A 20,489-nucleotide genomic window follows, 5' to 3' on the forward strand; every position below is an offset into this window, starting at 1 on the left:
AACGACTATCTGACAACTTCAAAAATCTAAGGCTGAACACAAAACAAAGATACCGATAAATAACTACCAGCAGATGATCTAGCCTCAAACCAAAAAATGTCAATTTTGGCCAACTAGATACGGCGTCGCTATGGAGCTTAATCAACCTAACATAAATAACAAAACATAAAACATTCCAAACGAACATACTAACAATAAAAACTAACGTATTAATATCCAAGATCATTCCTCATACTCGTTAGGATGACACTCACATGGCCCGTCAATTGTCACTTCATTTCTTCCGTATCAATAACGCCTAGCTTGCCAACAAACTGATCAAATCGGTCAACATTCTTGTCCAAGCCATCCAGCCAATTTAAGTGATTTTGTGGTAGTCAGTCCGATACATCGCTATCAGTCAATGGCTGTATTGAGCCGTTCACAGGTATTAAGGTGGGTGGCCGCCCCATTGACCTCAATCTCTTTGAGCTGCCGAATAGTTTCTTCTAGCGCCATAGAGACGCTGGCATCTGGCTCTCTTGTTAACGCCTCATTCAGTTCATCAACATAATCAGTACTATCAAACATAGTCAGTCGAGTAGCCGTTAGATATCTGATACGTATATTCGGCGAGAGCAACCCATTTAATACAATATCAACACACTCTTCACAGTCTTTTGTTGTATTTAAAATAACGGAAGCAATATGTATTTTAATAGCCTCAGAACAGCGAGATTCTCGACAATTCTCTAAAGCAATTTTGTAACCCTCTATTTCATTATTTGTATAACCATATGTATTAACAAAAGCGACATGTTCAGCAACGGCCAAATCAGTCAAACCCAGCATACACCCTAAAACCACCAACTGACCAGAGGAAGCATATTCCAAGCAATCTACATTACTCTCTAATAGGCCACTATCAACCACATCACTTTCATTAACTTTTATTGCCCTGCCCTCAACACCTCTTTCTACCCTGAAAGGACTGTTACCAGTTAAAAACGCATAAAATATAACAAGAATAAAAAAATAAAATATAAAACGAAAAAAACCAACTCTTACTTTTACCTTCATACTGCTTACCTCACAGTCCAATGATTTTTATTTTTTCATAACCAGGTTCACCAGACCCAACCCGATAGTTAACCCGCATTCATTTTTGAGCTTAGTACTCACCCGTACAACAAATAGTCATTACCGTGAATCTCCGGTTAATTTATTTTTAAAAAATTAAAAATGAAACATTCAAATGTTGCCAGTAATTTTCCTAAGTCTATTGATATAATTGTCAGTTTACTTGCAAGCATATAGATGAGATCGCAGCAAACCTTAACCAAAAACCAGCATATTCTGGCCTATTATTTTCCACTAGAACGCCCTCATTCCTGTCAGCGTATGTCACCGCAACCTGCGCTACACCACCGTGGAGTTGTCACACTGAGATTCATTATTTTTTTAGTGGCGAATAAACTAAACGATTTACATTAACTTATCTAGCTTGATTGCAGCGCTTCTGACCATCACAGGCCAGCTTTAGCTGTTTTGGCTAGCAGCAGCGTACCGATGTATCTGTTTACTGTTGGCTCAGATCTAACGCCTTAATTATGGTTATAGTGCTGCATTCAGTGTCGGGGGGCTGTTATTTTTTATTAGGCTGACAGTTGTGATAAGGGCTCGATGGATTACGGTTTAACGCTAGATTTAGAAAGCCTGCATATGCGCGCAGCACCAGCTTCGCGTACAATGCCGGCCAAACAATGGCCGCAGGCGGAGTGAGATCGATGGATAACAGCAAACAGGCAAAGTGGGATGCACGCTATCAACAGCCGCGTGAGCAGCCTACTGCGGCGGCGGTATTGCGCCAGCACCATCAACAACTGCCCGCCAGCGGCCGAGCGCTGGATTTAGCCTGTGGCCTCGGCGGCAATGCGTTACTACTAGCAGCACATGGCTTGAGCGTCGATGGCTGGGATTTGTCACCGGTCGGCCTCGCCCAGCTCGAGCAGTTTGCCGAGCGTCGCGGCCTGCACATCGACACCCTGGCCCGCGATGTCGAGCGTCAGCCGCCGGCGGCGAAACAGTACGATGTTATCTGTGTCAGTTATTTCCTGCACCGCGCCAGCTGTGCGGCGATCGCCGAGGCGCTGCGCCCCGGCGGCCTGCTGTTCTACCAGACCTTCACCGTCGACAATCAAAACGGCCCCAGCAATCCCGACTTCGTGCTACAGCGCGGCGAGTTGTTGCAATTATTCCCCGAGCTGCAGGTGTTGGACTACTGTGAAGATGCCTCTATCGCCGGCCAAGCCTGGCTGCTCGCACGCCGGCCGGAGGACGATTATAAGCCTTTGTAGAAGCGCGGCTGACCTTCCGGCTGCTTGTTAAAGCGCTTGTATTCCCACTGATACTGCTCCGGGCACTGGCGCACGCAGGCCTCGACGGAGCGGTTCATCGCCGCCAGCGCCTGATCGCGGTCCTCGTGGTAAATATCCTGATCGGGGGCGCTGAAGATAATCTTATAACCCCCCTCGACACGCTTGGCATAGCCCATCACGGCAACGCAGCCGTTGCGCCGAAGCAGGCTATCGACCAGCGTCACGGTCAGTGCCTGCACGCCAAAGAACGGCGCGAAGCTGCCGCCGCTTAAATCCGGCTGCTGGTCCGGCAAGATGCCGGTGGTACCGCCGTTTTGCAGTGTCTTGATCAGCGACAACACACCGCGCTTATTGGTCGGCACCGACACCGAGCCAGAGCGTTCCCGCGAGGACTTGATCACCCACTCCAACGCCGCTTGCTTGGGCGGCTGGTAGAGCACGGTCATCTGTGTCACATCCTGCAGGTACAGGCCCAACACTTCCCAGTTGCCTAGGTGCGGGGCCAACAGCACGGTGCCGCGACCGGTGGCGATCGCCTCTTCGAACAGTGCCTGGCCCTCGACCTCGACAATCTTGTCGCGGGTGCGCTGCCACGGCGCCGCCCATACCTGGGCCAGCTCGGCACCGACCTTAGCGGTCTCCTCCAGCGAACGACGCACCAGCTGTTGGCGCTGCTGCTGGTCGAGCTCGGGAAAACACAGCTCGATGTTCTTCTGAGTGACCTTGTAGGCGCGGCCCTGTTGTCGCCACATCAGATATCCGGCGGCGGTGCCGATGCCACGCAACAGGCGCAGTGGCAATAGTCCCATGGCGCGAAGCACGCCGTGCACTAGACGAGCCTTTAGCGTTGGGGTATCGGGGGTAGAGTCGGGCATAGTGCTGTTACCGGGCTGCGTGGTGATGTCGCCATCGGGTGTTTTCCGGGCGCGACAAAGTCGATGTTGCCCGGCATCTTATAGCATTCCGCTAGGCGCTCGCAATCGACTGCAACAGGGTGTGCGCAGACAATGAACCGAAGCCAATAACAGGTTATAATGCCCGGCTGAATGATAAACACTGGTTATGCACGCCTTTTTAACGGCCAACCAGCGTCTGTTCGACCCAATATCAGCGTCAGCGCAAAGCGTGTGGAGTGAGTCCTTACTCCGCCCAGAGGCGTTTGACGCTCTTTTAATGACGATTTTTAACGACAATAGGTGGCTTAGGTGACACAACAAACAGCCAATGCGCAGACCTTTCAGGGGTTGATCCTCGCACTGCAAGAATTTTGGGCAAAACAGGGCTGCGTGATCTTGCAGCCCCTCGATATGGAAGTCGGTGCCGGCACCTTCCACTGGGGTACTTTTCTACGGGCGATCGGCCCGGAGACGTGGAACGCCGCCTATGTGCAACCGAGCCGCCGTCCCACCGATGGCCGTTACGGTGAAAACCCTAACCGCCTGCAGCATTACTACCAGTTCCAGATGGTGATGAAGCCGAGCCCGGACAATATCCAAGAGCTCTACCTAGAATCGCTGAAGGCGCTGGGCATCGACACCGACGTGCACGATATCCGCTTCGTCGAAGACAACTGGGAATCCCCGACACTGGGCGCCTGGGGTCTCGGTTGGGAAGTCTGGCTGAACGGCATGGAGGTGACCCAGTTTACCTACTTCCAACAGGTCGGCGGCATCGAGTGCTTCCCAGTCACCGGCGAGATCACCTACGGCCTTGAGCGCATCGCGATGTATCTGCAGGGTGTCGACAGCGTCTACGACCTGATCTGGACCCACGGCCCTGAGGGCCCGGTCACCTATGGCGATATCTATCACCAGAACGAAGTCGAGCAGTCGACCTATAACTTCGAGCACGCCAACGTCGATTTCATGTTCAGCGCCTTCGATGAATCCGAGGCCGCCTGTCTGCGTCTGATCGATGAGGGCTTAGCCCTACCCGCCTACGAGCATGTATTGAAAGCGTCACACTACTTCAACCTGCTCGACGCCCGCCACGCCATCTCGGTCACCGAGCGTCAACGCTTCATCCTGCGCGTGCGCACCCTGTCTCGCGCCGTCGCCGAGACCTATTTAGCTAGCCGTGCCAAACTCGGCTTCCCCCTTGCCCCTGCCAGCTTACGCGAGCAAGCCCTGGCCCAACTGGCGGAGAAAAAATAATGAGCACCCAACACTTCCTCGTCGAGATTGGCACCGAAGAACTGCCGCCAAAGAACCTCAAGAAGCTCGGTCTCAGCTTCCGCGACTCGATCATCCGCGACCTCGCCGATGCCAAGCTCAGCTACAGCGAGCTACAGTGGTTCGCCGCGCCGCGCCGCCTTGCCGTATTGATCAAAGACTTGCAGCAGAGCCAGCCCGATAGCGTGGTCGAGAAGCTCGGCCCCAACGTCAAGGCCGCCTTCGACGCCGACGGTAACCCGACCCGCGCCGCCGAAGGTTTCGCCCGCGGTCTCGGCATCAGCGTCGCCGAACTCGGTCGCAAAGAAACGCCGAAGGGAGAGCAGCTGGCCTTCAGCCAGTCGATTCAGGGTCAGCCCTGTACCGCCCTGCTACCCGGCTTCGTCAACAACGCCCTGAAGGCACTGCCTATCGCCAAGCGCATGCGCTGGGGCGCCAGCCGCATCGAGTTTGTGCGACCGGTGAAATGGATCGTAATGCTCAACGGCAGCGACGTCGTCGACGCTGAGATCCTCGGGCTCAACAGCGGCCGTGACAGCCGCGGTCACCGCTTCATGTGCAAGCAGGCGATCCGTTTTGAGCACGCCGGCGACTACCAGCAGGTGCTGCTAGAGCAAGGCAAAGTGATCGCTGACTATCAACAGCGTCAAGCGCTGATCAAGGATCAGGTACAGCAGCAGGCCGATCAACTGGGTGCCCGCGCCGTCGTCGAAGCCGCCCTACTGGACGAGGTTACCGGCCTGGTCGAGTGGCCCGTCGCCCTCACCGGTCAGTTCGACCAGCGCTTCCTCAGCGTGCCCCGGGAGGCGCTGATCTCCTCGATGGCCGAGCACCAGAAGTATTTCCACGTCGAAGATGAGCAGGGCCAGCTACTGCCCAACTTCATCTTCCTCGCCAACCTCGCCTCCAACGATCCGGCCCAGGTGATCAACGGTAACGAGCGCGTTATTCGCCCTCGCCTCGCCGACGCCGCCTTCTTCTTCGAGACCGATAAGAAGTCATCGCAGGCCGCCCGTTGTGAACGCCTGAAGCCGATCGTGTTTCAGGCGCAGCTAGGCAGTGTCTGGGAGAAGAGCCAGCGCATCGCCGGCCTCGCCGCCACCATCGCCGAGTTGATCGGCGGCAACCGCGACGACGCCGAGCGCGCCGGTCAACTCTGTAAGGCCGATCTAGTCAGCGAGATGGTCACCGAGTTCTCCGACATGCAGGGCATCGCCGGTTACCACTACGCGCTAGCCGAGGGCGAGAACCAGGAAGTGGCCATGGCGATGGTCGAGCAATACCTGCCCAAGGGCGCCAGCCCGGCACTGCCGACCACCCTCACCGGCTGCGCCGTCGCCCTCGCCGACCGCCTCGATTCGCTAGTCGGTATCTTCGGCATCAACCAGCCACCGACGGGCTCGAAAGACCCCTTCGCACTGCGTCGTGCCGCCCTCGGGGTGATTCGCATCATCGCCGAACACGGCTTCCTCAACATCGACCTGTGCAAGCTGATCGAGCAGGCGGTTGCCCAATACGGCGATAAGCTGGCCAACGCCAACACCGCCGCCGACGTCAACGCCTTCATCTTCGACCGCTACCGCGCCATCAACCAAGATGCCGGCATCAGCACCGAGACGGTGATCGCGGTACAGAACGTATTGCAGCAACCCGGCCAGGTACACAACTGCGCCGACTTCGCGCTGCGCATCGACGCGGTCGAGGCGTTCCGTCAACTTGAGCAGGCCGACGCGCTGGCCAGTGCCAACAAGCGAGTGAAGAACATCCTCGCCAAGCAGGCCAGCGACAACAGCAGCACCGCCATCGACAGTGCCCTGCTCAGCGATGCCTCGGAGCAGGCGCTGAATGCCACCCTGGCCGAGCTGGCGACGCAGATCCCCGGTCTCTGTGCCGAGCGTCAGTACAGCGAGGCGCTACAGCGTCTAGCGGCACTGAAAGAGCCCGTCGATAGCTTCTTCGAATCGGTAATGGTGATGGACGAGGACGCCGCCGTGCGCACTAACCGCATCAACCTGCTGCGTCAGCTGACTGCGCTGTTCGCACAGATCGCCGACATCTCTGAGCTACAAGGGTAGGCGGCGCGGTGTTCGATTGCAGCTCACTGGGCATCCCCAAGGCGGTCATTCTCGACCGCGACGGGGTGATTAACCAGGACAGCGACGACTACGTACGCACGGTCGATCAGTGGCAGCCCATCGCCGGCAGTATCGAGGCGATCGGGCGGCTCTGTGACGCCGGCTACCAGGTCTATATCGCCACCAACCAGTCCGGCATCGGCCGCGGCTACTACGATCTCGACGAACTACACGCCATGCATCGCAAGATGCAGGCGCTACTCGATGCCGTCGGTGGCCACATCGCCGCCATCGAGTTCTGCCCCCACACCCCGGACGTCAACTGCGACTGTCGCAAGCCGCTGGCCGGGATGATCGTCAACATCGAGCAACACATGGGCTGTAGTGCCCGTGGTGTGCCGATGGTGGGGGATAGCCTACGCGACCTAGAGGCAGGCATGCTGCGGGGCTGCACACCGGTGTTAGTTAAGACCGGCAAGGGCGAACGTACTCTCAAAAAGATTGCCCAGGACCCACTGTGGACGGGACTGACAATCTGCGATGACCTCAACGCGGTCGTCGACCAAATTCTTTCAGGTGAACTTTATGAACAGGCCAGTAACACTCGGGCTTAAACTGCGCGCGATTCTCTTCTACATCGGCTACGGCATCAGCGCTTTCTGGTTTGGCACGACCGGGATGATCTTCTTCGGGCTGCTACCCTTCAGCATTCGCAGTAAGTACCTACTGCTATGGAATCGCTTCATCTGCTGGTGGTTGAAGGTGACCTGTGGCATTCGCTACGAGATCAAAGGCCTCGACAATATCGCTGCTGATGGCCCACGCGTGGTGCTCGCCAAACACCAGAGCTCGCTGGAGACGATCTATCTACAGCTGCTGTTCCAGCCGCTGTCGACGACGCTCAAGCGCGAGCTGCTGCGCATCCCCGGCTTCGGTTGGGGGCTCAGCCTGCTGAAGCCGATCGCCATCGACCGCGGTAACCCACGCCAGGCGATCCGTCAGGTGATGGAGAAGGGCAAGGCGCGCCTCGCCGAGGGCATCTCGGTGTTAATCTTCCCCGAGGGCACGCGTATCTTACCCGGCAAGAGCGGCAAACACGCCAAGAGCGGTGCCGCCCTCGCCGTTGCCGCCGAGGTGGCCGTCATTCCGGTCGCCCACAACGCCGGCGAGTTCTGGCCCAGCGAGGGGCTGGCGAAATTCCCCGGCACCGTCACGCTGTCCATCGGTGAGAAGATCGACAGCGCTGGCAAGACCGCCGAGCAGTTAAAGGAAGAGGTAAAGAACTGGATCGAGAGCGAGTGTGAGCTGATCTCGACGCTGAACTAACGCGTCGAGCGAGAAAGCCCGACTAGAGGGGCAGCGCCGTGGTGTATTTAATCGTCTCCATGGCGAAGCTCGAGGTCACCTTGGTGACACCATCGAGCTGCTCCATCAGCCGCTTGTAGAAGCGGTCGAAGGAATGGATATCCTTCACCTGCACCCGCAGCATGTAATCGAACTCCCCGGTCATCCGATACACCTCCATCACCTCGTCAAACTTCTCCACCACGCTATTGAATTCGTTCATCCACTTGGCGCTGTGGTTGACGATCGACAGCGTCATGAAGATCGACGTCGGCAGGCTGACCTGTTCCGGGTTCAGTAGTGCCACCCGCTTGACGATCACCCCCTCATCCTCCAGCCGCTTGACGCGCTTCCAACACGGCGTGGTCGACAGATTCACACGCTCGGCCAAGACCGAGAGAGAGATGGTTGCATCGGCCTGCAAATAGGAAAGTATTTTTTTGTCTTTCGTATCGAGAGAAACCATTTTCATCTACTCAAGCTAGTTAGAAATTTTTCCCAATAATACACCGATTGCCCTCTATTTAAAGAATCTTTTTCTCGTCCGACAGGCATAGAATTGCACCATACAGCCACAAGCTTTCTAACAATAAAATAGAGACTGCACCCATGTTAACCTTCGCCAGCTTAACAACGCTTTTCGCCGCCGCGACCTTCTCGTTCGTCGCCTCCATCGCACCGGGCATCAACACCCTGTTGCTGGCAAACTCCGGCGCTAACTTCGGCATTAACAGAACCCTACCGCTGTTGCTCGGCTGCAACATCGGCCTGTTTATCATGCTGCTGCTGGTCACCTGCGGTGCCGGTCAACTGTTCGAAATCTATCCCTGGCTGAACCATGTGTTGCTCTATCTTTGCACCGGCTACCTGCTCTACCTCGGTTACCAGCTCACCTTCGGCAGCAGCGCCAAGGCAGATGACGAAGCCACCACCGTCAAAACACCCATCGGTTTTCTGCAAGGCGCTTTCATCCAGGCGATTAATCCCGGTATCTGGATGCTCGCCGTCGCCTCCATGGGCTTTGCCAGCCAGGTCGGCAGCGGCCTCTCCGCCGGCCTGATTATCTGTACCATCGTTACCCTCGCCAACCTCCCTGCCATCGGCATCTGGGCTGTATCAGGCAGCAGCATCAACAAGCTACTACAGTGTCCACGCCGCCAGCATCAATTCAATATGGTACTCAGCGTGCTCACCCTGCTCACCATTCCGATGCTGTGGTTAAACTAACAGCTTCATTCTTTTTGGTCCGTTTGCCGGCTATATTCGCCGGCTTTTTTTTGCCTGCTCGATCCGTACAGCCTCTCGCTAGCTCTTCACTACCTGCTTCACTATCTTCCTCACTGTGCTGCTCACAGGGAGCCTGTCAGAGCGGCGAGAAGCCTTATTCGCTGGCCAGGCAGACACTGCCTCGCATCACTCAATTAAACCGTTATATCGCAGCGACACAGCCCCTCAGCCAATGCGTTGTTCGCCTACATCGTTGGCCCTCAACGATGTCCCTCGATAAACACTCATCATTCATCCACCCTGTCCTGGCCAGAGCAACTACGCTGCTTTTCCATCACCCCTTCGTACTTCATAGCTTCATCGTTTCGCTCGTTGTGCGACGCTACAGCTTCACAGGTTACGTCGATACTTTTCTTCGGGCACAAAAAAGGCCGCTATTTAGCGGCCTTTTATTATTCACTGCCCTAAGGCGGTGATCTCATCTACCCCATACTAGACGTCGAGGTTGGCGACGCTCAGCGCGTTCTCGACGATGTAGTCGCGACGCGGCTCAACCTGATCGCCCATCAGCGTGGTAAAGATCTGATCGGCACCGATAGCATCATCGATGGTTACCACCAGCATGCGGCGGACCTCGGGGTCCATCGTGGTCTCCCACAACTGCTCTGGGTTCATCTCACCCAGTCCCTTGTAGCGCTGAATGTTATAGCCACGACGTGCTTCTTTCATCAACCATTCGATCGCCTGCTCGATGTTATCGATGTCAGCCGTCTTCTCACCGCGCTTAATATACGCCGTTGGCTCCAACAAGTTATCCAGCTTATCGCCCAGGGCGAGAATCGCTTTGTAGTCGTTAGAGGCGAAGAAGTCTTGATTGAGTGCGTAGGTTGTCGGCAGCCCGTGTTCGGTGATGATCACCTGGGGCAACCACAGCTCACGCTCAGGGTCTTTCGCCGCTGTTACGGTGTAGCGGTTAGCACCACTGCGAGTATCAATATCCAGCTTCGTCTGCAGCTTGACACACCAATCTGTGACGATGCTCTCGGTGCCAAGACCGGCCACAGTCAACGCGTCAAACTCAACCAGCTCGCGCAATACTTCCTGTGGATAGACCTTCGATAGGCGCTCGATCAACCCCATGACCTTGCGGAACTCTTCCAGCAGCGCGCTGAGCGCAGTACCGGAAATCGCCGGTGCATCGACATTCACGTGCAGACTAGCGCCGTCTAAAGCGCTCTCTGTCATGAAGCTGTCCATCGCCTCCTCGTCCTTCAGATACTGCTCCTGTTTACCCTTGGCAATCTTATAAAGCGGCGGTTGAGCAATGAGGATGTGACCGTTCTCGATCAACTCCGGCATCTGACGGAAGAAGAAGGTCAGTAATAGTGTGCGGATGTGTGAACCATCCACGTCGGCATCCGTCATGATGACGATGGAGTGGTAACGCAGCTTCTCGACGTTGAATTCGTCCTTGCCGATACCACAGCCTAACGCCGTTACAATGGTGCCAACCTCAACAGAGGATAACATCTTGTCGAAGCGCGCCTTCTCGACGTTGAGTATCTTACCCTTCAACGGCAGAATCGCCTGATTCTTACGGTTGCGACCCTGCTTCGCACTACCGCCCGCAGAGTCACCCTCCACCAGGTAAATTTCAGAGAGGGCCGGATCTTTCTCTTGGCAATCCGCCAACTTACCCGGTAAGCCGGCGATATCCAGAGCGCCTTTACGACGCGTCATCTCACGTGCCTTACGGGCCGCCTCACGCGCACGAGCGGCGTCGAGCATCTTCTGCACGACCTGTTTCGCTTCGTTGGGATTCTCAGCCAGGTAGTCGCCAAACTTATTACTCATGGCGTTCTCAACAGCGCCCTTCACCTCGGAGGAGACCAGCTTATCTTTGGTCTGCGAGGAGAATTTGGGATCAGGCACCTTGACCGAGACAATCGCGGTCAAACCTTCACGAGCATCGTCACCCGAGGTATTGACCTTGGACTTTTTTGCCAACCCTTCACGCTCGATATAGCTGTTCAAATTTCGCGTCAATGCACTACGGAAACCGGCGAGGTGAGCACCACCGTCACGCTGTGGAATGTTATTGGTATAACAGTGAATGCTCTCCTGATAGGAGTCATTCCACTGCAGCGCCACCTCGACACCAATATCTTCATACTGGTGCGTGAAGTGAAAGACCTTATTGACGGTCTGCTTGTTCTGATTCAGATAGTTGACGAAGGCACTTAAGCCGCCCTCGTACTCGAACACCTCTTCCTTACCACTGCGCTCATCTTTTAAGACGATGCGAACACCCGAGTTAAGGAATGACAACTCACGTAGACGCTTGGCAAGCTGTTCGAAGACAAATTCAATATTACTGAAGGTCTCGCTCGAAGCCATGAAGGTGACCTCGGTGCCACTGCGATCGGTCTCTCCGACAACAGCCAGCGGCGCTTGAGGTACACCGTGTACATAGACCTGTTCGTGTACCTGACCATTGCGTCGAATGGTCATTTTCAGGTGTTCGGAGAGTGCGTTCACCACCGAGACACCGACACCGTGCAGACCACCAGATACTTTATACGTGTTGTCGTCGAACTTACCGCCGGCGTGCAGCACAGTCATGATGACCTCTGCAGCTGAAACCCCCTCCTCTTCATGGATATCGGTGGGAATGCCGCGGCCGTCATCTGAGACGGTGACAGATTCATCGGGGTGAATGGTGACACAAACCTCATTACAAAAACCCGCCAAGGCCTCGTCGATCGAGTTGTCGACGATTTCGAAGACCATATGGTGTAGACCGCTACCATCGTCGGTGTCACCGATATACATGCCTGGGCGTTTACGTACCGCATCTAAACCCTTTAGGACTTTGATACTGGACGAGTCGTAGTTTTTCTCTTCAGTCATTACTCTCTCCGATATTGCCTTCGTCTGAAGGCTGTTGTCTCACGCATCCATGTTCCACGTGAAACACCTCTAATTCTTCATTGCTCTGAAAACAAGACATCACACTCGCCTTGTCGATACAGGTCATAAACACCTGAGCATCTTGCGCCAAAAAAAGATCACACAGTGTCTGACGGTGTCGCTTGTCGATCTCTGCTGGCAAATCATCGACCAGGAAAATACAGGGGCGTTGCAGCAGCTGCTTATAATATAAGCCCTGGGCGATTTTCAACGCAGCCGCAACAATCTTCTGCTGACCACGTGAAAGTAACGTCGCGGCATCAACACCGCGATAGCGAATCTTTAAATCGGCTCGCTGTGCACCATATTGAGTATAACCAAGCTGTAAATCTCTCGACAGCGAAGCCGTCAACACATCGCCTAATTCCTTGCCCTCTTCCCAGCCTCGACGATAATGCAAACTCAAACCATCTAATTCGGTTAGCTCTGCCAACACCTGGCCAAATACCGCCTCAAACCCTTGAAAATAGCGTTTTCGATACTCATCAATAGCCTGGGCATAGCGTACTAATTCAACGTCCCATATTGCCATTTGTGAGCTATTTATTCCACTGCTACGCAGCAGTGAATTCCGCTGTTTGAGGCAGCGTTGATACGACTTCCATGTGTTGAGGAAGTTTTGTTCCACGTGGAACACGCCCCAATCCAAAAACTGACGACGTACCTTCGAACTGCCCTCGAGCAATAGGAAGGCGCCGGCATCTAGCACCAGCACCGGGAGTAAACTCGCCAGCGCCGAGACACTCCTCACCGACTCACCATCGATGCGAATCAACGGCTCACCACGCAACGAGCGTTGAATACCCACCGAGCGCAAGCTGCCACGATCCTTAAGCTGTGCATGAACCACCAAGCTCTGCTCACCGCGGCTGATCACCGGGCGGGCCTGGCTATGACGAAACGAACGCGCCAAAGAGACCATGTGGATCGCCTCTAGAATACTGGTCTTACCGCTGCCGTTTTCGCCATAAAAGATATTAATCTGTGCGAGCGGCATCACCACCTGTTCGGCAATATTGCGCACCCGCGTGATCGAGAGTTTACTGAACATCAAAAAACACTCTCGACAAACAACCTAATGATTAACAAGGACTAAAGACGCATCGGCATGATGACGTAGAGCGCTTCACTGATACCGTTGGCAACCGACTCCTCGATCTTCGCCGATGTGACCGCGTCGACCAAGGAGAACTTCACCTGCGCACAATTCAATACACTCAACACGTCGAGGATATAGCTAACGTTGAAGCCTATCTCGATAGGTGCACCATTATACTCCAGGCTCACGACCTCTTCGGCCTCTTCCTGCTCCGGGTTATTGGCGACGATATTTACCGTATCGGTCTCGAATTTTAAGCGTACACCACGGTACTTCTCGTTAGAGAGGATCGCCACACGCGACAGTGCCTGCTTCAGCTCAGAGCGATCGGCGTTGGCGATGTTGATCGCCCCCTGCGGTAATACACGCTCATAGTCAGGGAACTTACCGTCGACCAGCTTAGTGGTAAAGGTAAAGGCTTCCGTCTTCGCCCGCAGGTGATTGTCACCCAACACTAGCTCAACACTATCGTCCTCGCTGAGCAGCAGTCGGTTCATCTCCAGCACACCCTTGCGCGGCAAGATCAATTGGCGGTCGATATCGACCTCCAGACTGCGGTTTAGCGTACACATCGCCAGCCGGTGACCATCGGTAGAAACAGCCTTAAAGGTATTGTTCTTGATCTCCCAAAGCATGCCGTTGAGGTAGTAACGCACGTCTTGCTGCGCCATCGCAAAAGCCGTGCAATCGATCAAACGCTTCAACTCACCCTGGGTCAACGAGAACTGCTGGTTGCTCGGCTCATCATCAATGGCAGGGAAGTCGGCCGCAGACAGTGTGGATAAAGTAAAACGGCTACGCCCACTCTTCACAACAGCACGTTGATTGTCGACGACAAAGCTGATCACAGCACCATCAGGTAACGACTTGCAGATATCCACGAGCTTTTTAGCCGGCACGGTAATCTCACCGGAGACTGCCTCGGGGTCCTCAAGTTCAACGCGGCCGACTAATTCAACCTCTAGGTCGGTGCCGGTAAGTGATAACACGCCCTCTTCGAGACGCAGCAGTACATTAGACAGGATAGGCAGAGTCTGACGGCGCTCTACTACACCAGCAACCAGGTTAAGCGGTTGCAACAAAGCTTCACGGGCAATAGTAAATTTCATGAGTCTGTTTAAAATCCTCTAAAATATAGTATGTTATGAGTGCTAAATTAAGTTGTTAGCGAACGTAATAAGTTTTGGTAGTCTTCACGAATGTCGTTATCAGACCCTCGTAATTCCTTAATTTTGCGACAGGCGTGTAGCACCGTCGTATGGTCTCGGCCGCCGAAGGCGTCACCGATCTCCGGCAACGAGTGATTGGTCAACTCCTTCGACAGCGACATCGCCACCTGACGTGGCCTCGCGATCGAACGTGTTCGCCGCTTCGACAATAGGTCGGCAATCTTAATCTTGTAATACTCGACCACGGTGCGCTGAATGTTATCGATACTGACCTGCTTGTCCTGCAGCGCCAGCAAGTCCTTCAACGACTCCTTGATCAAGCTAATATCAATCTTGCGCGCGGTGAAATGCGCATTGGCGATGACACGCTTCAGCGCCCCCTCCAGCTCGCGTACATTAGAGCGGATCCGCTGCGCGATAAAGAAGGCAGCATCAGGGGGGAGATCGACATTGGCCTGCTCGGCCTTCTTCATCAGGATCGCCACCCGCGTCTCTAACTCAGGCGGCTCGACCGCGACGGTTAAGCCCCAGCCAAAGCGTGATTTCAGCCGCTCTTCCAGGCCCTTTATCTCCTTCGGGTAGCGATCACAAGTCAGAATCATCTGCTGACCACCTTCAAGTAAAGCATTGAAAGTATGGAAGAATTCTTCTTGTGAACGTTCCTTGCCGGCAAAGAATTGAATGTCGTCAATCAACAGTGCATCGACCGAACGATAGAAGCGTTTGAACTCACTAATCGCATTGAGCTGCAGCGCCTTCACCATATCGGCAACGAAGCGCTCTGAGTTTAAGTAGACAATCTTGGCATCCGGATTCTTTGCCACCAACGCATTGCCGACCGCGTGCATCAAGTGCGTCTTACCCAGACCAACGCCACCATAAAGGAATAGTGGGTTGTAGGAGCCGCCGGGGTTCTCCGCGACCTGAGAGGCGGCAGCACGAGCCAACTGATTCGACTTACCCTCGACAAAAGTATCGAAGGTGTAGTGATCGACTAAGTGACTCTTGTGCTTGATGCCACCCTCGACCTCTACTTTGCGCCCCCCCGTCTTCGACTGAGTGATAATGCTCGGCGCTACGGGCATAGGGATCGTATCAGCAGCACCAGGCGGTGCCTCAAACAGCTGCCCCTGCTGTACCGCCACCTCAGCGACGGTCTCCGCAGGCGCAGGGTTGAGCTGATGGCGACGCACCGGGGTTGGCGGCTTTGGCGAATGCGTCGGCGCGACAGGTACAGCCTCAGGCTCCACTGACGCCATCGGTTGCTCTGTACTGTAACTGGGCTCCGTACGACTAAACTGACGGCTAGTGCGCGTGGTGCGACGACGACGACGTCCGGTAAACTTGGGCATCACCGCCGCCTGCCCACCGACCTCGACCATCACCGTGGTAATGACTCCGCCACTGACATCACGGATCAACTCGCTGATGCGGTTTAAGAAACGATCACCCACCCACTCCTTGATAAAGCGGTTAGGCGCCAGCAGACAGAGTGTGTTCTCTGTCGTCTCCACCTGAAGCGGTTTTATCCAGGTATTGAACTGTTGTGCTGATAACTCTTCATGCAGCACAGAAAGGCTTTTCTGCCAAATATCTACAGGCAAAGTTGTTCCCTTGCGTAATACGGCCTAGACCGAATATTCAAAATGTAGATCGACCGCCAACTCGGACGGCAAAGAGACCCAAAACAAGCCCCCTACTTTAGCAAATACACACAACCTTATCCACAACTATATAACCATACATGAACAACTATTAAATCAATTAAAAACAAGAACTTATTTGTTTTAGGGAGAAAATGCACAGCACGACATCAAGCCCTCCTGAGCGATGACAACTACCTCTTCAGCAAGCGCTCTGAAACCGTCAAACTTAGCGCTATTCAGGGTGATGAGTAGCGCTAAAATCACGGCGCATAAATAAAGCGCTCAAATGCATTGAAAAAGACAGCTCAATTCAATATAATTCGCCGTCTTTAAAACCAGCCAGATTTACTGGTTGAAAATTGAACAATGCTTTGTTGGTCGAAACAACAGAAGTTGTTCGTTGAATCCACCAACTTACTTATAGAAGGGTGACGTCATGAAACGTACTTTTCAACCTAGCGTCTTAAAGCGCAAGCGTACCCACGGTTTCCGTTCACGTATGGCTACTAAAAGCGGTCGCGCTTTGATCAACCGTCGTCGTGCTAAAGGCCGTAAGCGCCTAGCTTGCTAAGTTGTTGTTGCTGATAAACTGTGACTGCCAACAGAGATAAATCATTTTGTTTTAGTCGTCAGTTACGTTTACTCACAGCCAATGACTACAAAACTGTTTTCGACGATGCCCAACTAAAAGTGGCCTGCCCACAACTGTTGATTCTGGCACGTCGAAACAGTGCTCAACACCCCCGCCTAGGCCTTATCCTCGCCAAGAAAAACATCAAGCAAGCCGTTCAGCGTAATCGCATCAAACGACTGCTGCGCGAAAGTTTCCGCCACCAACAACACCATCTACCGGACTACGATATCGTCGTTATGGCCCGCAGAGGACTTGGTGAAATGGAAAACGACGCCGTGCATAAGCTGATAGTAAAACAGTGGCAGCGACTCTGTAAGCGCGCCGCCGCCACCTCGTAAGCACACAGGAGAGCGCAGTGAAAAGCTTAGCCCTACTGATTATCCGTTGCTATCGCTACTTTATTAGTCCTTTACTCGGGCCCCGCTGCCGCTTTTATCCCACCTGTTCAGAATATGCCAGCCAGGCGATTGTTGATCACGGTGTCCTGAAGGGAAGTTTTTTGACGATTAAACGCCTTTTACGCTGCCACCCATTCCATGAAGGTGGTTGTGACCCAGTTCCACAGGTAGAATGTTCAACCACCAAAGATAATCCGACCCTAAATTCATCAACCGATCCCAACTCACTATGAATTTTATTAGATACGGTCTTATTGCTGCCATCGCTGCGGTGAGTATTATGCTCATCCATCAATGGACGCAGTTTAAAGACGAAAAACACGCGCAAGTTGCCGTCGAACGCTCTAATCAGACTATTGTCGATACGCCAACTTACAATGTTCCCGAGGCGACAGAAAGTAGCCATAACGGGGATGTGCCCGTTGACAGGGGTGATCAACAGGCGGTTACCCTACCCGCCAAGCTAGAGCAGTCACGCTACACCAAGGTCAACACCGATGTATTTAATGTCGTGATTGATCAACATGGTGGCGATATCGTCTCCGTTTCACTGATTGGTCACAAGGAAACCCAGGGCAAGGACGGCAAGCCATTTGTGCTACTTGAACGCACTGCCCAACGTACCTATGTGGCACAGAGTGGCCTGATCGGTCTCGATGGCACCGACACCGCAAATGGTCGCCCAATGTTCAACTCAGCCAAATCGACGTATAGCCTGGCTGACAAGGACACACTACACGTCGACCTGACCTATACCCAGCAAGGTGTAAAGATCACCAAGCGTTTCACCTTCAATCGCAATCAATACACCATCGGCGTCGACTACCTAATTAACAACCAGTCATCACAAGAGTGGAAGGCCACGCTATACGCACAGCTTAAGCGTGATAACTCAGAAGACCCTGGCGCGAATAGCTCCGGCATGGGCATGAAACCTTTCCTTGGTGTTGCCACCCGAACCAATGAGGATAAATACCTGAAGTTTACCTTCAAAAAGTTGCGCGAGGAGGAGTTTAGCGCCAAGGTCGATAACGGTTGGATCGCCATCGTACAACACTACTTCATCAGCGCCTGGGTGCCACCGAAGGATGGTGCCTTCTATTACAGCACCTACGTCACCAAGAATAATATGAATATTATTCGCTTCAAGGGTGAGAGCGCCACTGTAGCCCCGGGGCAACAAGGTAAAATATCCGCCTCTTTCTATGCAGGCCCTAAGGATCAAGACACCCTCGGCGCGCTCGCGCCCGGCCTTGATCTAACCGTCGACTACGGCTGGTTATGGATGGTGGCACAGCCGCTGTTTAAGGTGTTGGTGTGGATTCACAACATCGTCGGCAACTGGGGTTGGTCGATCATCTTCCTCACCGTGCTGATCAAAGCACTATTCTTCAAGCTCTCCGCTGCCAGCTACAAGTCAATGGGGCGCATGCGCAAGTTCTCGCCGAAGATGCAGCAGATCAAAGAGCAATATGGTGACGATCGTCAGAAGCAGTCTCAGGCGATGATGGAACTGTACAAGAAGGAGAAGATCAACCCTCTTGGCGGCTGTCTGCCTATCCTGATCCAGATGCCGGTGTTTATCTCACTGTACTGGGTATTGATGGAGAGTGTCGAGCTGCGCCACGCGCCATGGATGTTCTGGATTCAAGACCTCTCGGCGATGGACCCCTACTACATCTTACCGGTATTAATGGTCGGCACCATGTGGTTCCAGCAGACGCTGAATCCACCACCACCCGATCCAACACAGGCCAAGATCATGAAGATGATGCCCTTTATGTTCGGTATCTTCTTCCTCTGGTTCCCGGCCGGACTGGTCCTGTACTGGGTGGTTAACAACACCTTGTCGATTGCCCAACAGTGGTACATCACCAAGAAGATCGAGTCAGGTGAGATCACCTAAGACGATAAAGAAGGCTGCTGATGCAGCCTTTTTTTATGCGTCAAATAATGCAAATGGCGGACAAAAACTCTAGTATGCCCTCCTAAATTATCAGCTTAATAGCGACAGACTCATGAGCAACCTCTTCAACATCGATACCATTGCCGCCCTCGCCACGGCCCCGGGTCGCGGTGGCGTCGGCATTATTCGTATCTCCGGCCCGCAAGCCAGAGAGATCGCCACGGCAATGAGTGACAGCCCGCTGACCCCTCGCTATGCCCACTACGGCAACTTCTACGAACAACGCGACGGTCAAAAGTCTCCTCTAGACCAGGGTTTGACACTCTTTTTTCCTGGCCCTAACTCGTTCACCGGTGAGGATGTGGTCGAGCTACAGGGCCACGGTGGCCCGGTTATCCTCGACTGCCTGCTGCGTGCTGTATTGCTACAGGGGGCGAGGCTGGCTCGGCCAGGGGAGTTTTCCGAGCGTGCCTACCTGAACGATAAGATCGATTTGGCACAGGCCGAGGCCATCGCCGATCTGATCGATTCGGCCTCCGAACAGGCGGCCCGCGGTGCATTACGCTCACTGCAGGGGGAGTTCTCTCGGCGCATCAATCAACTACTCGAACGCCTAATCCAACTGCGCATCTACGTCGAGGCGGCCATCGATTTCCCAGAAGAGGAGATCGATTTCCTCGCCGATGGCAAGGTGGCCGGCGATCTCGCCGATGTTCAAGCCGAACTACAGCAAGTGATGCGCGAGGCGAAGCAGGGCAGCCTGTTGAGCGAGGGCATGACGGTGGTGATTGCCGGCAAACCCAATGCCGGAAAATCCAGTTTGCTCAACAGCCTGTCCGGTAAAGACAGTGCCATCGTTACCGACATTGCGGGGACTACCCGTGACGTGCTGCGCGAGCAGATACAGATTGACGGCATGCCGTTACATATCATCGACACCGCCGGCTTACGTGAAAGCACCGACTTGGTCGAACAGATTGGTATCGATCGCGCCTGGGCGGAGATTGATAAGGCTGACCGTGTACTGCTGGTCGTCGACAGTACAGAGACAGAAGAGACCGACCCACACCGCTTATGGCCCGACTTTATTGATCAGCTCCCCGACCAACTAAAAGTCACCGTGATCCAAAATAAGTGTGACCTCAACGCCAGCAGTGCGGAGATTCACAGCGGCCAACACACCGTCATCCGCCTATCGGCAAAGCAGGGTTTAGGGATCGACCTACTGAGAAGCCATCTGAAGGAAATCATGGGCTATCAGGCCGGTGGTGAGGGGAGCTTTACCGCTCGTCGACGTCATATCACCGCCCTGCAATCGGCAGAGCGCGCCCTGGCTAACGGCAGCGCACAACTGCAAGGCTACGGTGCCGGTGAGTTACTCGCCGAGGACCTGCGCCAAGCACAAAACGCCCTGGGCGAAATTACCGGTCAGTTTAGTCCGGATGACCTGCTTGGACGTATTTTCTCCAGCTTCTGTATCGGCAAATAATGTC

Annotated in this window: 19 protein-coding genes; 11 read left to right on the forward strand and 8 right to left on the reverse strand. The window is 54.0% G+C overall.

Annotation, left to right across the window (positions count from 1 at the left end; translation table 11 throughout):
* Nucleotides 1-396: 396 nt before the first annotated feature.
* A complete protein-coding gene (locus tag EDC56_RS16000) occupies nt 397-1,059 on the reverse strand; it encodes a hypothetical protein (protein WP_123713580.1) in 663 nt (220 codons plus the stop codon).
* Between the two features lie 707 nt (nt 1,060-1,766).
* Between EDC56_RS16000 and EDC56_RS16005 the strand changes: the two genes are divergently transcribed.
* Entirely contained in the window at nt 1,767-2,336 is a 570-nt protein-coding gene (locus tag EDC56_RS16005; RefSeq protein WP_123713581.1) for a class I SAM-dependent methyltransferase, read from the forward strand.
* Here EDC56_RS16005 and EDC56_RS16010 read toward each other — a convergent pair.
* Complete coding sequence (locus tag EDC56_RS16010) at nt 2,321-3,232, reverse strand: lysophospholipid acyltransferase family protein (RefSeq protein ID WP_123713582.1); 912 nt, start codon at nt 3,230-3,232, stop codon at nt 2,321-2,323. The genes EDC56_RS16005 and EDC56_RS16010 overlap by 16 nt on opposite strands.
* Nucleotides 3,233-3,562: 330 nt before the next feature.
* Here EDC56_RS16010 and glyQ point away from each other — a divergent pair, with 330 nt between their 5' ends.
* The 4 genes from glyQ to EDC56_RS16030 are packed head-to-tail and all read left to right on the forward strand — an operon-like array spanning nt 3,563 to nt 7,929.
* Nucleotides 3,563-4,510, forward strand: a complete 948-nt coding sequence (glyQ, locus tag EDC56_RS16015) for a glycine--tRNA ligase subunit alpha (protein ID WP_123713583.1) — start codon at nt 3,563-3,565, stop codon at nt 4,508-4,510.
* Nucleotides 4,510-6,603, forward strand: coding sequence for a glycine--tRNA ligase subunit beta (gene glyS / locus EDC56_RS16020; RefSeq protein ID WP_123713584.1), 2,094 nt, complete (start codon nt 4,510-4,512; stop codon nt 6,601-6,603). The genes glyQ and glyS overlap by 1 nt, the downstream gene beginning before the upstream one ends.
* Nucleotides 6,604-6,611: 8 nt before the next feature.
* Entirely contained in the window at nt 6,612-7,217 is a 606-nt protein-coding gene (gene gmhB, locus EDC56_RS16025) for a D-glycero-beta-D-manno-heptose 1,7-bisphosphate 7-phosphatase (RefSeq protein ID WP_245980720.1), read from the forward strand.
* On the forward strand, nt 7,189-7,929 hold the full coding sequence (locus EDC56_RS16030) for a lysophospholipid acyltransferase family protein (RefSeq protein ID WP_123713585.1): 741 nt from the start codon (nt 7,189-7,191) through the stop codon (nt 7,927-7,929). The genes gmhB and EDC56_RS16030 overlap by 29 nt, the downstream gene beginning before the upstream one ends.
* A 22-nt stretch (nt 7,930-7,951) precedes the next feature.
* Here EDC56_RS16030 and EDC56_RS16035 read toward each other — a convergent pair whose 3' ends face one another.
* Nucleotides 7,952-8,419 carry an Lrp/AsnC family transcriptional regulator gene (locus tag EDC56_RS16035; protein WP_342770050.1) on the reverse strand — a complete coding sequence of 156 codons (468 nt, stop codon included), beginning with the start codon at nt 8,417-8,419 and terminating at the stop codon, nt 7,952-7,954.
* 52 nt (nt 8,420-8,471) lie between these two features.
* Nucleotides 8,472-8,726 (reverse strand): hypothetical protein, encoded by a 255-nt coding sequence (locus EDC56_RS19655; RefSeq protein ID WP_211333736.1) that lies wholly within the window; start codon nt 8,724-8,726, stop codon nt 8,472-8,474.
* On the opposite strand from EDC56_RS19655, the gene EDC56_RS16040 reads away from it, so the two are divergent.
* Complete coding sequence (locus EDC56_RS16040; protein ID WP_162844220.1) at nt 8,644-9,174, forward strand: LysE family translocator; 531 nt, start codon at nt 8,644-8,646, stop codon at nt 9,172-9,174. The genes EDC56_RS19655 and EDC56_RS16040 overlap by 83 nt on opposite strands.
* Before the next feature lie 492 nt (nt 9,175-9,666).
* On the opposite strand, the gene gyrB is transcribed toward EDC56_RS16040, so the two are convergent.
* The 4 genes from gyrB to dnaA are packed head-to-tail and all read right to left on the reverse strand — an operon-like array spanning nt 9,667 to nt 16,016.
* A complete protein-coding gene (gene gyrB / locus EDC56_RS16045; RefSeq protein WP_123713588.1) occupies nt 9,667-12,084 on the reverse strand; it encodes a DNA topoisomerase (ATP-hydrolyzing) subunit B in 2,418 nt (805 codons plus the stop codon).
* Nucleotides 12,077-13,195 (reverse strand): DNA replication/repair protein RecF, encoded by a 1,119-nt coding sequence (recF, locus tag EDC56_RS16050; protein ID WP_211333729.1) that lies wholly within the window; start codon nt 13,193-13,195, stop codon nt 12,077-12,079. The genes gyrB and recF overlap by 8 nt, the downstream gene beginning before the upstream one ends.
* 41 nt (nt 13,196-13,236) lie before the next feature.
* Entirely contained in the window at nt 13,237-14,352 is a 1,116-nt protein-coding gene (gene dnaN, locus EDC56_RS16055) for a DNA polymerase III subunit beta (RefSeq protein ID WP_123713590.1), read from the reverse strand.
* Between the two features lie 47 nt (nt 14,353-14,399).
* Nucleotides 14,400-16,016: a chromosomal replication initiator protein DnaA gene (gene dnaA, locus EDC56_RS16060; protein WP_123713591.1), complete on the reverse strand. Its 1,617-nt coding sequence runs from the start codon at nt 16,014-16,016 to the stop codon at nt 14,400-14,402.
* 478 nt (nt 16,017-16,494) lie between these two features.
* Here dnaA and rpmH point away from each other — a divergent pair, with 478 nt between their 5' ends.
* From rpmH to mnmE, 5 genes are all read left to right on the forward strand, one after another.
* A complete protein-coding gene (gene rpmH / locus EDC56_RS16065) occupies nt 16,495-16,629 on the forward strand; it encodes a 50S ribosomal protein L34 (RefSeq protein WP_123713592.1) in 135 nt (44 codons plus the stop codon).
* A gap of 20 nt (nt 16,630-16,649) precedes the next feature.
* Nucleotides 16,650-17,030, forward strand: a complete 381-nt coding sequence (rnpA, locus tag EDC56_RS16070; RefSeq protein ID WP_123713593.1) for a ribonuclease P protein component — start codon at nt 16,650-16,652, stop codon at nt 17,028-17,030.
* Nucleotides 17,031-17,047: 17 nt separating this feature from the next.
* Entirely contained in the window at nt 17,048-17,323 is a 276-nt protein-coding gene (yidD, locus tag EDC56_RS16075) for a membrane protein insertion efficiency factor YidD (RefSeq protein ID WP_123713594.1), read from the forward strand.
* Complete coding sequence (yidC, locus tag EDC56_RS16080) at nt 17,320-18,996, forward strand: membrane protein insertase YidC (protein ID WP_123713595.1); 1,677 nt, start codon at nt 17,320-17,322, stop codon at nt 18,994-18,996. Before yidD ends, yidC begins: the two co-directional genes overlap by 4 nt.
* A gap of 112 nt (nt 18,997-19,108) precedes the next feature.
* Entirely contained in the window at nt 19,109-20,485 is a 1,377-nt protein-coding gene (gene mnmE / locus EDC56_RS16085; protein WP_123713596.1) for a tRNA uridine-5-carboxymethylaminomethyl(34) synthesis GTPase MnmE, read from the forward strand.
* The last annotated feature ends 4 nt before the right edge of the window (nt 20,486-20,489 follow it).

Origin of the sequence: Sinobacterium caligoides (assembly GCF_003752585.1) — a bacterium.
Lineage (GTDB): Bacteria > Pseudomonadota > Gammaproteobacteria > Pseudomonadales > Sinobacteriaceae > Sinobacterium > Sinobacterium caligoides.

What these genes read in the sequence shown, in the direction of transcription:
- dnaN (WP_123713590.1), bottom strand. Translation starts at nt 14,352, where the DNA reads ATGAAATTTACTATTGCCCGTGAAGCTTTGTTGCAACCGCTTAACCTG.
- EDC56_RS19655 (WP_211333736.1), bottom strand. Translation starts at nt 8,726, where the DNA reads ATGATAAACAGGCCGATGTTGCAGCCGAGCAACAGCGGTAGGGTTCTG.
- EDC56_RS16010 (WP_123713582.1), bottom strand. Translation starts at nt 3,232, where the DNA reads ATGCCCGACTCTACCCCCGATACCCCAACGCTAAAGGCTCGTCTAGTG.
- EDC56_RS16000 (WP_123713580.1), bottom strand. Translation starts at nt 1,059, where the DNA reads ATGAAGGTAAAAGTAAGAGTTGGTTTTTTTCGTTTTATATTTTATTTT.
- glyS (WP_123713584.1), top strand. Translation starts at nt 4,510, where the DNA reads ATGAGCACCCAACACTTCCTCGTCGAGATTGGCACCGAAGAACTGCCG.
- EDC56_RS16035 (WP_342770050.1), bottom strand. Translation starts at nt 8,419, where the DNA reads ATGAAAATGGTTTCTCTCGATACGAAAGACAAAAAAATACTTTCCTAT.
- EDC56_RS16030 (WP_123713585.1), top strand. Translation starts at nt 7,189, where the DNA reads ATGAACAGGCCAGTAACACTCGGGCTTAAACTGCGCGCGATTCTCTTC.
- mnmE (WP_123713596.1), top strand. Translation starts at nt 19,109, where the DNA reads ATGAGCAACCTCTTCAACATCGATACCATTGCCGCCCTCGCCACGGCC.
- rpmH (WP_123713592.1), top strand. Translation starts at nt 16,495, where the DNA reads ATGAAACGTACTTTTCAACCTAGCGTCTTAAAGCGCAAGCGTACCCAC.
- yidC (WP_123713595.1), top strand. Translation starts at nt 17,320, where the DNA reads ATGAATTTTATTAGATACGGTCTTATTGCTGCCATCGCTGCGGTGAGT.
- EDC56_RS16005 (WP_123713581.1), top strand. Translation starts at nt 1,767, where the DNA reads ATGGATAACAGCAAACAGGCAAAGTGGGATGCACGCTATCAACAGCCG.
- gyrB (WP_123713588.1), bottom strand. Translation starts at nt 12,084, where the DNA reads ATGACTGAAGAGAAAAACTACGACTCGTCCAGTATCAAAGTCCTAAAG.
- recF (WP_211333729.1), bottom strand. Translation starts at nt 13,195, where the DNA reads ATGTTCAGTAAACTCTCGATCACGCGGGTGCGCAATATTGCCGAACAG.